General features: G+C 53.5%; 12 protein-coding genes, 1 pseudogene and 1 other annotated feature. Of the genes and pseudogenes, 3 read left to right on the forward strand and 10 right to left on the reverse strand.

The window, feature by feature from the left end:
- Positions 1-93: 93 nt before the first annotated feature.
- The 4 genes from yciA to BV494_RS03730 all read right to left on the reverse strand — a co-directional run bounded on the left by yciA (position 94) and on the right by BV494_RS03730 (position 2,498).
- Positions 94-534, reverse strand: coding sequence for an acyl-CoA thioester hydrolase YciA (yciA, locus tag BV494_RS03715; RefSeq protein WP_104921632.1), 441 nt, complete (start codon positions 532-534; stop codon positions 94-96).
- 79 nt (positions 535-613) lie between these two features.
- A complete protein-coding gene (locus tag BV494_RS03720) occupies positions 614-1,153 on the reverse strand; it encodes a septation protein A (protein WP_104921633.1) in 540 nt (179 codons plus the stop codon).
- Positions 1,154-1,252: 99 nt separating this feature from the next.
- A complete protein-coding gene (locus tag BV494_RS03725; RefSeq protein WP_104921634.1) occupies positions 1,253-2,008 on the reverse strand; it encodes a YciC family protein in 756 nt (251 codons plus the stop codon).
- 88 nt (positions 2,009-2,096) lie between these two features.
- Entirely contained in the window at positions 2,097-2,498 is a 402-nt protein-coding gene (locus BV494_RS03730) for a YkgJ family cysteine cluster protein (protein WP_104921635.1), read from the reverse strand.
- A 292-nt stretch (positions 2,499-2,790) separates the two neighbouring features.
- On the opposite strand from BV494_RS03730, the gene ompW reads away from it, so the two are divergent.
- Complete coding sequence (gene ompW / locus BV494_RS03735; RefSeq protein WP_104921636.1) at positions 2,791-3,423, forward strand: outer membrane protein OmpW; 633 nt, start codon at positions 2,791-2,793, stop codon at positions 3,421-3,423.
- Positions 3,424-3,520: 97 nt separating this feature from the next.
- On the opposite strand, the gene BV494_RS03740 is transcribed toward ompW, so the two are convergent.
- The 6 genes and pseudogenes from BV494_RS03740 to BV494_RS03770 all read right to left on the reverse strand — a co-directional run bounded on the left by BV494_RS03740 (position 3,521) and on the right by BV494_RS03770 (position 10,647).
- A complete protein-coding gene (locus BV494_RS03740; RefSeq protein ID WP_104921637.1) occupies positions 3,521-3,835 on the reverse strand; it encodes a BON domain-containing protein in 315 nt (104 codons plus the stop codon).
- A 236-nt stretch (positions 3,836-4,071) separates the two neighbouring features.
- Complete coding sequence (gene trpA, locus BV494_RS03745) at positions 4,072-4,878, reverse strand: tryptophan synthase subunit alpha (protein ID WP_104921638.1); 807 nt, start codon at positions 4,876-4,878, stop codon at positions 4,072-4,074.
- A complete protein-coding gene (gene trpB, locus BV494_RS03750) occupies positions 4,878-6,068 on the reverse strand; it encodes a tryptophan synthase subunit beta (RefSeq protein ID WP_104921639.1) in 1,191 nt (396 codons plus the stop codon). The genes trpA and trpB overlap by 1 nt, the downstream gene beginning before the upstream one ends.
- Positions 6,069-6,111: 43 nt before the next feature.
- Positions 6,112-7,476 carry a bifunctional indole-3-glycerol-phosphate synthase TrpC/phosphoribosylanthranilate isomerase TrpF gene (trpCF, locus tag BV494_RS03755; protein ID WP_104921640.1) on the reverse strand — a complete coding sequence of 455 codons (1,365 nt, stop codon included), beginning with the start codon at positions 7,474-7,476 and terminating at the stop codon, positions 6,112-6,114.
- 3 nt (positions 7,477-7,479) lie between these two features.
- Positions 7,480-9,083: pseudogene (gene trpD / locus BV494_RS26020) on the reverse strand (bifunctional anthranilate synthase glutamate amidotransferase component TrpG/anthranilate phosphoribosyltransferase TrpD).
- Position 9,084: 1 nt separating this feature from the next.
- Positions 9,085-10,647 (reverse strand): anthranilate synthase component 1, encoded by a 1,563-nt coding sequence (locus BV494_RS03770; protein ID WP_104921642.1) that lies wholly within the window; start codon positions 10,645-10,647, stop codon positions 9,085-9,087.
- Positions 10,648-10,689: 42 nt separating this feature from the next.
- Positions 10,690-10,792: a sequence feature (Trp leader region), on the reverse strand.
- Positions 10,793-11,128: 336 nt separating this feature from the next.
- Between BV494_RS03770 and rnm the strand changes: the two genes are divergently transcribed.
- Together rnm and BV494_RS03785 are read left to right on the forward strand one after the other, a co-directional pair.
- Entirely contained in the window at positions 11,129-12,052 is a 924-nt protein-coding gene (rnm, locus tag BV494_RS03780) for an RNase RNM (protein WP_104924685.1), read from the forward strand.
- Positions 12,053-12,121: 69 nt separating this feature from the next.
- Complete coding sequence (locus tag BV494_RS03785; RefSeq protein WP_104921644.1) at positions 12,122-12,742, forward strand: L-threonylcarbamoyladenylate synthase; 621 nt, start codon at positions 12,122-12,124, stop codon at positions 12,740-12,742.
- Positions 12,743-12,951: the final 209 nt, after the last annotated feature.

Genomic DNA, 12,951 nt, shown 5'->3' on the forward strand with positions numbered 1-12,951 from the left:
ATTGTCGCCTAACTGCAGGATCGTTCAAGTTCTCTTAAACGATCAGCATTAGCCTCTCGGGCGACCTTTTTCGTTGAAGCTGTATGAACTCAGTTAATCCTGGGAAACACCGCCAGAATCGACACTGAAATTGCTGCGGCCATCAGGCAACTGACGGGATTTACCGGACTCATCTACCGCAACGTAGGTAAACACCGCTTCTGTGGCTCTGTAGCGCTGTCCGATAGGCTCAGAAGAGACTTTCTTCACCCACACTTCTACGTTGATGGTGATGGAACTGTTACCGGTGCGGATACAGCGCGCGTAACAACACACCACGTCACCTACCGCGACCGGTTTGAGGAAAGTCATGCCGTCGACACGCACCGTCACCACGCGGCCTTTGGCGATTTCCTTCGCCTGGATCGCGCCGCCCATGTCCATCTGTGACATCAGCCATCCGCCAAAGATATCGCCGTTCGCATTGGTGTCAGCAGGCATGGCCAGCGTGCGCAGTACCATTTCACCATTGGGTAAACTTTGTTTTTCGTTCATGTTTGATTGCTTCACAGTGATCAATGTTTTTATTCAAAACAACGAAGGCCTTCAAAAGAAGGCCCGTGCAGAAGAATGCTTATTTTTTTTCTTCATCCGGCATATGCCGGTAAATATAGATGCCGCTTAACAGCGTGAAGACCAACGTCAGAACGGTAAGCCCGAACACTTTGAAGTTCACCCAGACATTCTGCGGCAGCCAGAACGCCACGTAGATATTTGCCAGACCGCACAGCAGGAAAAAGATTGCCCAGCTGACGTTGAGCTTATTCCACACGTGGTCAGGCAGCGTCAGTTCTTTTCCCAGCATCCGCTGAATTAACGGCTTTTTCATTACCAGTTGGCTGACCAGTAAAGCACCGGAGAACAGAACATAAATAACCGTCACTTTCCATTTGATAAATTCATCATTATGGAAGACCAGCGTCAGGGTGCCGAAAACAGCCACCATGGCGAAGGTGATTAACGTCATTTTCTCAATTTTGCGATACACCACCCAGGTGATGACTAACGTCAGTGCAGTGGCAGCGATCAACGCGCCTGATGCGACAAAAATGTCGTAAAGCTTATAAACCACAAAAAAGACAACCAGGGGAAGAAAATCGAGGAGCTGCTTCATACTTCATTCCATGTTTTATGTATGGGATGACTATACCGGAATCATTTACCGGACAAAAGAAAAGGGCACCGGAGTGCCCTTGAAAAAGTTATGTCACTATTAAGCCTGTAATTTCATGTAAAGACGGAACAGATAAATCAGGATAAATGCCGTGATGACATTGCTGAGCGCGCCGAAAATGACGGCGCTGATCATCGGATTCAGGGCACTTAACACGCCGATGAAAAGCATCAGAACCACCTGCGCCAGGATCCACAGCAAAACACCCGGTGCCACCAGCCGCACATGAGTAAACGCCAGACGCGTGCTCAGGCGCATCGCTTTAAACATCCCGACCTGTTCTTTACAGGCAATGATTGGCGACATTGACCAGGCAATGGCAATCAGGAACGCAGGAACGAAAAGCAGCGCCAGACCGAGACGGAACATGATGCTGAAAACGAACAGCAAAATAATTAAACGCGGCAGAACCGGCAACGAAGCCGTCACGACCTGCGTGACGCTGGCACGAACGCCCTGAGAAACCAGCTGGATAAGGGTCAGGACACCGCCAACCAAAATGACATTGCCTGCCAGCGTAGAAAACAGCGCCGCAATGCTGTAACGGAAAATGGCGCTTTGCTGTTCCGGCGTCACCTGTTGTTCAATGAAACCCATCATATCGGCGACGCTCATGCCCGCCATGTTGTTCATAAGTTGCCCGATAGCATCAAGCTGATCGGCTGACGGGCTTAAAATCCAGCTCAATATGACGGTAATTAATGCGGCCAGAACGGCAAGCGAAAAAACGCTACCGAGCTGATTGCGCATAAAATTATAACTGTCACGGTACAACGTACTGGCCGTGATAGACATGGACGCTCCTTGGCACAAGCTAAAAATAACAAGGCGGGGATTGTAACCTGTAATGTGCCCCCGCCGATACTTTTGCGCTGACTTCCTGTCAGTCAGCCCGACGGAACGCCGCCAGTGCCGGTGTGAAAGCGCTGACATCAATCACCGGTAAACCCACGTCCAGGGCAGGCAGACCGTAATGCGCCCGTGCGCGATCGCAGGCCGGGCTGGCGATACCGTTCAATCCTGACTGATCAAATTCGTGGCAGGTTGTCGGGCGGTTGAGGTAAACAGAACAGGAAACCGATTGTCCCACTTCTCCTTCCAGAGCCACACAGCGAGGCGTCTTGCTGTTGGTGCCTTTCATGCAGCTCAAAAAAGGGGTGACCTGCTCCGTCAGTGCCTGCGGAACAACGCCGCCAGCTTCTTCAGATTCAGCCCAATAAAATGAAACACGGAAATAGGCGCAGCACGCGCCACAGGTCATACAAGGATTGTTAATTTCGCTCATCTTGGGAAGCTACCGACTCCTTACGGCACCAAACCAAAAACAACCGGGTACAGGCAAACTACGTATTGGTATTTTTTTAAGCAATCGAAATTTGATGCTTTTGCGAAACAGTAAAATCCCCTCGTTTTTGATGTAGATCAATTCCTTTGTTTTTAGAGATTTAGATCGGATTGAGAAAGATGCATTTTCCGAAAAATTGTTTTAAAGATGTGATCCCGCATTGATCAAACCATACCAAAGAGTGGGTATCATTCGCGCGGTCAATAGATAATCCATACAAAGGGAAGGGATAATGAAAGCAGCACATTGGGCATTAGTGGCAGCAGCCGCATTTCCGGCAATCGCGAGCGCACATGAAGCAGGGGATGTGATTGTTCGCGTTGGCACAGCAACCGTTCGTCCAACCGCAGGTTCAGACAACGTGCTGGGGCTGGGTTCTTTTAATATTAATAACAATACGCAGATGGGTTTGACGTTCGGGTACATGTTCACCGACAACATCGGGATGGAACTGCTGGCCGCGACGCCGTTCCAGCACAAGATCGGCCTGAAAAGCACCGGAACCATCGCCGAAGTGAAACAGTTGCCGCCGTCATTAATGGCGCAATACTACTTCGGGGACAAGCGTGACAAATTGCGTCCGTACCTCGGTCTGGGTATCAACTACACCACGTTCTTTGATACGAAATTCAACCAGACAGGGCAGGATGCGGGGCTTTCTGATCTGAGCGTTAAAGATTCCTGGGGCGTGGCAACGCAGGCGGGTCTGGATTACAACCTCAATGATAACTGGCTGATCAACATGTCCGTCTGGTGGATGGATATCGATACAGAAGTTAAATTCAAAGCGGGCGGCGAGCAGCAAAACATCAACACCCGGATTGACCCGTGGGTCTTTATGTTTGGCGTCGGCTATCGTTTCTGATATTGCCCGCATTGCAACAAACGTTATGTTATCAAACACCTGATATAAAAAAGAGGCGCTTCAGCGCCTCTTCACATTTCATCAGAAACGTTCCTGATTACTTCACCCGCATGTCGTTCTCAATGGAACGCACACCCGCCACGCCACGCGTCACCTGTACCGCACGGTTAGCATCCGCAGTTGAAGTCACGAAGCCACTTAACTGAACACGGCCTTTAAAGGTCTCAACGCTGATTTCTGTGGATTTGATGGTTTTATCTGCCAGCAGGGCGGATTTCACTTTCGTCGTAACCACGGTGTCATCGATGTAACCACCCGTTCCTTCTGATTTTTTTGTTGGTGCGCAGGCAGCCACGGCCATGACGACCACAGCGGCCATGCAGAAAGCGGACAATGTCTTGAATAGCTTCATAAATAACTCTCCATGCTTTGTTATAAAACCAAAAGGATTGATCTGTAATCACCCGTTCAGGACTCAGTCAGACAATACCTTGGGCTACGGTATTGCCATTGATTTGCCGAGTGAATTTAGTTTGGATTATTGATGGGGTTTATACAAATCGAATGGGGAAAAAAACGTAAGCATTTAAAAGAAACAGAACCTTAGTCGGGGTATGAATAAGGTTCTGTTAGCAGAAGCGCTGGTGATTATGCGCGGGTGGCGGCTTTCATTTCACTGACGAAACGGGAAAGCTGAGCCAGCATTTCAGAAGGCTGGTGCAGATTATTTTCGATGATACGCACTGTTGCGGAGCCGGAAATCGCCCCCGCAGCGCCCGCAGCCAGCGTTTCTTTCACCTGTGAAGGTTCAGAAATACCGAAGCCCTGCAAAGGTGGCGCGGCGTGATATTCGCGCAGTTTATCCACCAGATGATTGAGCGGCGTCAGGGCGCGTTTTTCCGTCCCGGTCACACCGGCGCGTGACAGCAAATAGGTGTAGCCACGTCCATGAGAAGAAATCTCGCGCAGCAAATCGTCTGACGCATTCGGCGGACAGATGAAAATCGGTGCGATGCCGTGACGCAGCGCTGCCGCGCGGAACGGGGCAGATTCTTCAAATGGCACATCTGCCACCAGCACAGAATCCACGCCCACTTCGGCGCAACGCTGGTAGAAAGTTTCGATGCCGTTATGGAACACCAGGTTGGCGTACATCAGCAGGCCAATCGGGATATCCGGATGTTTTTCACGGATGCGCGCCAGCAGATTGAAGCATTGTGTTGGCGTCACACCGGCGGCAAATGCGCGCAGGTTAGCGTTCTGAATCGTCGGGCCATCGGCCAGCGGATCAGAGAACGGAATACCCAGTTCCAGTGCATCGGCACCGGCTTCAATCAGCGTGTCGATAATAGACAGCGACAGCTCAACACCCGGATCGCCCAGCGTCACGAAGGGAACGAAGGCACCTTCTTTTTTGCTTTCCAGACGCTTGAATAATTGCTGATAACGTTCCATTAAATTTCTCCCCGGGCAGTCAGGATGTCATGTACGGTGAAAATATCTTTGTCGCCGCGGCCTGACAGATTCACCACCAGAATTTGTTCTTTCTCCGGTGTTTCCTTGATGAGTTTCAGTGCATAAGCCAGCGCGTGCGAAGATTCAAGCGCAGGAATAATCCCTTCATGGCGGGACAATTCTTTAAAGGCGTCCAGCGCCTCTTCATCGGTGATCGACACATATTCCGCACGGCCGATGCTGTTGAGGAACGCATGTTGCGGCCCGACGGACGGGAAATCCAGACCGGCAGAGATGGAATACGATTCTTCAATCTGGCCTTCTGAAGTCTGCATCATCGGGGCTTTCATCCCGAAATAGATGCCGACGTGCCCGTGTTTGAGCGGTGCGCCGTGTTGCCCGGTTTCGATACCCAGACCACCCGGTTCAACACCAATCAGCTTCACGCTGGTGTCATCAATGAAATCAGCAAACATACCGATGGCGTTAGATCCGCCGCCGACGCAGGCGATTACGGCGTCCGGAAGACAGCCTTCGCGTTCCTGCATTTGCGCTTTGGTTTCTTCACCGATCATACGCTGGAATTCACGCACAATCGTCGGATACGGATGCGGGCCCGCCGCAGTTCCCAGCATATAGTGGGCGGTTTCGTAGCTGCCAGACCAGTCGCGCAGCGCCTCGTTACAGGCATCTTTCAGCGTGGAGGAACCGCTGTGAACCGGTATCACTTCTGCGCCCATCAGACGCATACGGAACACGTTCGGCGACTGGCGCTCAATGTCTTTGGCACCCATATAAATGCGGCATTTCAGGCCGAGCAGGGCACAGGCCAGAGCCGATGCCACGCCGTGCTGACCGGCACCGGTTTCGGCGATAATCTCAGTTTTACCCATTCGTTTAGCCAGCAACGCCTGACCCAGCACCTGGTTCGTTTTGTGTGCGCCGCCGTGCAGCAGATCTTCACGCTTGAGATACAGCTTGGTTTTGGTGCCTGCGGTCAGGTTTTTACACAATGTCAGCGCCGTCGGGCGACCTGCATAGTTTTTCAGTAAATCGATAAATTCAGCCTGAAACTCCGGGTCGCGCTGCGCGCTGACAAAAGCTTCTTCCAGCTGCGCCAGTGCAGGCATCAGAATTTGCGGGACGTACTGGCCGCCAAATTCGCCGAAGTAGGGATTAAGTAAAGTCATGTGATTCCATCCTGTCTGTCAATTTTTGCGTCATTGCGGGGAATTAATAAGCCCGCAATGTCTGGAATACGGCGGTAATTTTATCCGCATCTTTAATGCCCGGTGCGCTCTCGACGCCTGAATTGAAATCCAGACCCGCGCAACCGAGCTGCGCGGCCTCGACGCAGTTATCTGCGCTCAGGCCACCGGCCAGCAGAACATTGCTCAGGTCTTGCCCGGCGAGTTTGCTCCAGTCAAAACGATGACCGGTTCCGCCTTTGCCGTTATCGAGAACGTAACGGTCAACGTGATTCAGATTGCGTTCTGGCATAGCGTCTTTCACGCTCAGCGCTTTCCAGATCTGCACCGCAGAAGGCAGTTCGCTGCGCAGGGCGTCGATATACGCCTGATCTTCATCGCCATGAAGCTGCACGGCGGTAAGGTTCAGTGCCTGAGCGGTTTGCACAACGTCAGCCCGTTGCGCACCACGGAACACGCCGACGTATTTCAGCGGTGCGCCGTTCTGCACTTCTTTCGCCAGCGGCTGCGTCACGAAGCGCGGTGAGGCGTCGACAAAAATAAGCCCGCCGTAAATCGCGCCAGCATCATGTGCGGCTTTGGCATCCTGCGCGCGGGTCAGGCCGCACACTTTATTCTCGCCGAGCAGCACGCGGCTGACGGCGGTATTCAGGTCGGGCTCTGACATCAGCGCGCTGCCAATCAGGAAACCGTTGGCAAAACGGCTGAGTTCGCGGATCTGACCGTAGGTATTAATGCCGGATTCGCTGATGACAGTGACACCGTGCGGCACACGGGGTGCCAGTTCACGCGTGCGGTTCAGGTCAATCGACAGATCGCGCAGGTCACGGTTATTGATGCCGACGACTTTGGCTTTGAGATTGACCGCGCGGTCTAATTCTTCTTCATTACTGGCCTCGGTCAGCACACCCATATTCAGGCTGTGCGCGACAGCGGCGAGCTGAACGTATTGTTCATCGCTAAGTACCGACAGCATCAGCAAAATGGCATCGGCCTGATAAAAGCGTGCCAGATGAATCTGATACGGCTCGATAATAAAGTCTTTGCACAACACCGGCTGCGTGACGGTTTTGCTCACCAGTGGCAGAAAATCAAAGCTGCCCTGGAAGTATTTTTCATCCGTCAGAACGGAAATGGCCGATGCGTAGTTTTTGTAAACACCGGCGATTTCTACCGGATCAAAGTTCTCGCGGATTTTTCCTTTGGAAGGAGAGGCCTGTTTGCACTCAAGAATAAAAGCCGTTCTTGCGCCCTGAAGCGCATCGTAGAAACTGCGCTGGCTCTGCGTTATGTCGTTCTGAAAGCTGGCCAGCGGTTGTTGTTCTTTGCGTGCCGCGACCCAAATTTCCTTGTCGCGAACAATCTTGTGGAGCACGGTTTCCTGCTGCATCACTTATCCTCTTGCTGCCAATGCAATCACGCGCTGGTAGGGTTCACCGCTGCGCATGACATCTAAAGCCTGTTGAGCGTTTTGCTTCAAATCTTCCTGACCGAAAAGGCGCAGTAACATCGCCACATTGACGGCTACCGCGGCTTCATGGGCCGGATCACCTTTACCTTGTAATAAGCGTGCCAGAATGTCACGGTTTTCTTCCGGCTCGCCGCCCAGCAGGGATTCGATCGGATAATTGTCCAGACCGAAGTCCTGCGGCGTCACTTCATACGTGGTGATTTCGCCGTTTTTCAGTTCAGCAACCTGTGTCGCCGAGTGAATCGCCACTTCATCCATTCCGCCGCCGTGAACCACCGCTGCACGTTCGTAACCGAGCGCGCGCAGGGTTTCTGCAATCGGCTTCACCAGTTCCGGGCTGTACACGCCAATCAGTGCCAGCGGCGGACGTGCCGGGTTAATCAGCGGGCCGAGCACGTTAAACAGCGTGCGGGTTTTCAGCGCTTTACGCACCGGCATCGCGTGGCGGAAACCGGTGTGGTATTGCGGCGCGAACAGGAAGCACACACTCAAATCGTCCAGTGCCGCGCGGGATTCTTCCGCTGGCATATCCAGACGAATGCCGAAAGCGGCCAGTAAATCCGAGGAACCTGAACGGCTGGACACGCTGCGGTTGCCGTGTTTCGCTACGCGTGCGCCACAGGCTGCCGCCACAAAGGCGCTGGCGGTGGAAATATTGATGCTGTTGGTGCCGTCGCCACCGGTGCCGACGATATCCGCGAACGGATAATCAGGGCGCGGGAAAGGCTCGGCATGTGCCAGTAACGCTTTGGCGGCACCGGCGATTTCAGCGGGCTGCTCACCGCGCACTTTCATGCTGATCAGCGCCGCCGCTAACTGCGCAGGCTCCAGCTCACCGTTGACGATGGCGGTAAATAACTGCTGGCTTTCTTCCTCTGTCATCGCCTGAGCCTGATACAGATTTTCAAGAATGCCGGGAATGGTTTGCGTTTTCATGACAGTTCTCCTTATGCCAAAGCCCAGGCCAGTGTCTGCTCAAGCAGACGTGCGCCCTGTGAGGTCAAAATGGATTCCGGATGGAACTGGAAGCCGCAAACGCGATCTTCTTCGTGACGCACCGCCATCACCATGTCGCCGTAGCGGGCGTTAACGGTCAGCCCTGCCGGGATCTGACTGCCGACCAGTGAGTGATAACGCGCCACCGGCAGCGGATTATTCATGCCTGCAAACATCGCTTCGTTGTCATGTGTAATAGAAGAGGCTTTACCGTGCAGGATTTCACCCGCCTGACCGACGAAACCGCCGTACGTTTCCACAATCGCCTGATGTCCGAGACAGATACCGATAATCGGTAATTGACCGCGCAGACGTTTCAGCAGTTCCGGCATACAGCCTGCTTCAGACGGCGTGCCCGGCCCCGGCGAAAGTACCAGTATCGGTTTTTCCAGCTGGCTGAGTTTTTCGATAATCACGTCAGCCGGGATCTGATTACGGTAAATCACCACGTTGTGACCGCTGGAGCGCAGCTGATCGACCAGGTTATACGTGAAGGAATCCACGTTATCGATGAGTAAAATGTCGGCCATCTTAAAATACCTCTTTCGCATTGTGGGCAGTGGCGATGGCGCGCAGCACGGCACGGGCTTTATTACGGGTTTCGTCAGCTTCGGCCTGCGGGACGGAATCGAGGACCACGCCGCCGCCCGCCTGAACGGTGGCAATGCCGTCTTCCACGTAGGCTGAGCGGATAACGATGCAGGTATCCAGATCACCGTGCGCGGTGAAGTAGCCGACAGCGCCGCCGTAACTGCCGCGACGGGTTTGCTCAGACGCCGAAATCAATTGCATGGCGCGGACTTTAGGTGCGCCGGTCAGCGTGCCCATATTCATGACGGCCTGATAAGCGTGCAGCACGTCCAGATCGGCGCGCAGCGTGCCGACAACGCGGGACACCAGATGCATCACGAAGGAATAACGGTCGACTTTGGTCAGGTCAGCGACGTAACGGCTGCCCGGTTCGCAGATACGCGCCAGATCGTTACGGGCTAAATCAACCAGCATCAGATGTTCGGCCAGCTCTTTATGGTCGGTACGCATTTCCAGTTCGATACGGCTGTCGAGATCCAGATCCAGCGAACCGTCAGCACGACGGCCACGCGGGCGGGTACCGGCAATCGGGTAGATTTCAATCTGGCGGTTAGTTGCATCGTATTTAAGTGCGCTTTCCGGTGACGCGCCGAACAGCGTGAAATCGTTGTCCTGCATGTAGAACATGTACGGGCTTGGGTTGTTATTTTTCAGCGTTTCGTAGGCCGCCAGCGGCGCAGGGCATGGCAGGGAGAAACGGCGTGACGGCACAACCTGGAAAATTTCACCGGCGCGGATCGCCACTTTCATTTTCTCAACCACGGCACCAAACACTTCATCGGTCTGGTTCACGCTTAACTGCATCTCCGGCACGCTCTGGTGCGGGATGGCGTGTGGCGGCAATTGCAGCTGATGTTGCAGCTGTTCCAGACGTTCGTGCAGACGCTGTTTTTCCTCAGAAGACGGCGTGAAGAGGCTGGCCTGTAAACGGCAGGTGCGGTTCTGGTGGTCGAGTACCAGCAGTGTTTCTGCCAGATAGAAGCAGAAATCCGGGCAACGCTGGTCAGAGGCTAACTGCGGCAAATCTTCGAAACCGGCGACCAGGTCATAAGCAAACAGTCCGCCGAGGAACATCGCTTCGCGTTCTTCCGCCGGCGATTCCACCGAGGTCAGAATGCTGCGCAGGGCATCGAAAACGGAGCGGGAACGCAGACGCGCATCTTCATCCTGCATCTGGTCAATCGCCGGGAACGACAGTTCGCGACCATTCGGGCGCACGTCATTGCGGATTTCAGACGGCAACGCACTGTCAATCAGCGGCAGTAAAGACGCACCGTTCGGGGTCAGTGCCTGAATGGAAACCCGGGAACCCAGCGCTGTGATGCGCAGGGCGCTGTCGACAATCAACAGGCTCTTCAGGTTTTCCTTGCTGGTCACTTCGGAAGATTCCAGCAGCAGGGTCGCCGGACGTGCGCCGCACAGCTGATGGAAGATGGCCGTTGGATCGCCGCGGTAACATCCCTGTGCGGTCAGCAATTCTAAACGTGGTTTTTGAATAGTCATTTTGCTTCCTGAAATTTTCTGAATATTTTCAAACAGACGGCCACAAAAAAGCCCGCGTTAAGCGGGCTTCGGAAATCTTGCAGCGTCTGATGACAGCTATGCGTGATTACTCCGCCCGACAAGGGGAAGTACGCCACCAGCTGAGAACCGCCATCATGTGAGTTTTCATCATCAGACACTCTTTTAAGTTTGGGAAAGTTCGCGTTTATAAGAACGGCTTGTTCTTAAAACCTAAACTTTCTGAATTCATTTGTCACGCCGTTCATTACTGAATCATTCCGTGAACTTGCGTACTAGTAAACTAGTTCATGAAGGCAAAGTCAACCCTCAATTTGGCTGATTTCACACCTTTAGCGCAGTCAGAGGGTTATCGCACCGTAACTGTGCGTAAAATGCCGGTGAAATCATCCCTAACGTGCACAGCGCTAACGCGTTATGATAAGTGCTGCATTCAGAAACAGGTTAAATCCCCGACGTGACGATAACTTCGCCAACAACAGCTTCACCCTCAGCAGACGATCAGACTTCCGGCACTGCATTCAAGATTTACGATCTTCACAGCCACACGACGGCATCGGACGGCTATTTAACACCCGAAGCACTGGTGGCCCGCGCCGTTGAAATGCGGGTTGGCGTTCTGGCGATCACCGATCACGACAGCACCGAAGGGCTGGCGCGTGCGGCGCAGGCGATTGCCAGCCTGCAACTGCCGCTGCAACTGGTGAACGGCGTTGAGATTTCGACGCTGTGGGAAAACCACGAGATCCATATCGTCGGATTAGGGATTGACCCGGAACATCCGGCGATGGTGAGTTTGCTCAAAAGCCAGGCCGAACTGCGCCAGCAGCGCGCACAGGAAATGGGCAACAGGCTGGCGAAAGCGCGCATCGACGGTGCGTGGGAAGGGGCACTGCGTCTGGCGCAGGGCGGAGCCGTCACCCGCGCCCATTTTGCACGCTTTCTGGTCGAATTTGGCGCAGCGGATAACATCGCGCAGGTCTTCAAAAAGTACCTTGCCAAGGGCAAGACCGGCTACGTTCCGCCACAGTGGTGTACAATAGAACAATCTATCGGGGCCATTCATCAGTCTGGCGGGCAGGCCGTCGTCGCGCATCCGGGGCGTTATGACCTGTCGACAAAATGGCTGAAACGCCTGCTGGCCTATTTTGCTGAGCAGGGCGGTGATGCGATGGAAGTCGCGCAATGTCAGCAAGCGCCCAACGAACGCGCACAGCTTGCGGCCTATGCCCGTGATTATCATCTTCTGGCCTCGCAAGGTTCTGATTTCCATCAGCCCTGCTCGTGGATTGAGCTGGGGCGAAAACTTTGGCTTCCCGCAGGCGTGGAACCGGTATGGCAACACTGGCCGGTAGCCGCAGAAAAGCCTGAAATTGAACGGGTCTGATGCCTGCTTTGTGACGCATTTTTAAGATGACGTCACAAAGGGCAGACCTGAAAAGAATTGAGAGGAACAATGAGTCAATATTTTTATATTCACCCTGAAAATCCGCAGCCGCGTCTGATCAGTCAGGCCGTTGAATTACTGCGTAAAGGGAATGTGATCGTGTATCCGACAGATTCGGGCTACGCGTTAGGTTGTCGTCTGGAAGAAAAAAACGCGATGGAACGCATTTGCCGTATCCGTCAGCTGGACGGTAACCACAACTTCACGCTGGTCTGCCGCGATTTGTCCGAGCTGTCCACTTACGCTTACGTGGACAACTCCGCTTTCCGTCTGATCAAAAATAATACGCCGGGCAACTACACGTTCATTCTGAAAGCGACGAAAGAAGTACCGCGCCGTCTGATGAGCGAAAAGCGTAAGACGATCGGTTTACGCGTGCCGTCTAACCCGATTGCGATTGCACTGCTCGACGCGCTGGGTGAACCGCTGATGTCCACCACGCTGATGCTGCCGGGCAATGACTTTGCAGAATCTGACCCGGAAGACATCAAAGATCGTCTGGGTAAACTGGTCGATCTGGTGATTGACGGCGGTTCGCTGGGGCAGCAGCCGACCACGGTCATCGACCTGACCGAGTCATCGCCGGAAGTGGTTCGCGAAGGCGCTGGCGATCCGACGCCGTTCCGTTAATCCCTGTTTGAAAAATAATCAGCCCGCAAATCCCTTTGCAGGATACAAATTGGGGATAAATGTGTATAATGGCGGGCCGACTTTTTTGTAAGTCGTTGTATTAAAGCGTAATAAACGAATTTTGGCGGGCAGACAATGGGTCACATTGTGCTGCCGGCTCCCCCCGACGCCTGTGAAGGCGACAAATGAGGCTGCTCAATGAGCGAGAA

It is taken from the genome of Rahnella sikkimica, assembly GCF_002951615.1.
Lineage (GTDB): Bacteria > Pseudomonadota > Gammaproteobacteria > Enterobacterales > Enterobacteriaceae > Rahnella > Rahnella sikkimica.

Coding starts and splice junctions, on each gene's coding strand:
- yciA (WP_104921632.1), bottom strand. CDS start 534: ATGAACGAAAAACAAAGTTTACCCAATGGTGAAATGGTACTGCGCACG.
- BV494_RS03720 (WP_104921633.1), bottom strand. CDS start 1,153: ATGAAGCAGCTCCTCGATTTTCTTCCCCTGGTTGTCTTTTTTGTGGTT.
- BV494_RS03725 (WP_104921634.1), bottom strand. CDS start 2,008: ATGTCTATCACGGCCAGTACGTTGTACCGTGACAGTTATAATTTTATG.
- BV494_RS03730 (WP_104921635.1), bottom strand. CDS start 2,498: ATGAGCGAAATTAACAATCCTTGTATGACCTGTGGCGCGTGCTGCGCC.
- ompW (WP_104921636.1), top strand. CDS start 2,791: ATGAAAGCAGCACATTGGGCATTAGTGGCAGCAGCCGCATTTCCGGCA.
- BV494_RS03740 (WP_104921637.1), bottom strand. CDS start 3,835: ATGAAGCTATTCAAGACATTGTCCGCTTTCTGCATGGCCGCTGTGGTC.
- trpA (WP_104921638.1), bottom strand. CDS start 4,878: ATGGAACGTTATCAGCAATTATTCAAGCGTCTGGAAAGCAAAAAAGAA.
- trpB (WP_104921639.1), bottom strand. CDS start 6,068: ATGACTTTACTTAATCCCTACTTCGGCGAATTTGGCGGCCAGTACGTC.
- trpCF (WP_104921640.1), bottom strand. CDS start 7,476: ATGCAGCAGGAAACCGTGCTCCACAAGATTGTTCGCGACAAGGAAATT.
- BV494_RS03770 (WP_104921642.1), bottom strand. CDS start 10,647: ATGACTATTCAAAAACCACGTTTAGAATTGCTGACCGCACAGGGATGT.
- BV494_RS03785 (WP_104921644.1), top strand. CDS start 12,122: ATGAGTCAATATTTTTATATTCACCCTGAAAATCCGCAGCCGCGTCTG.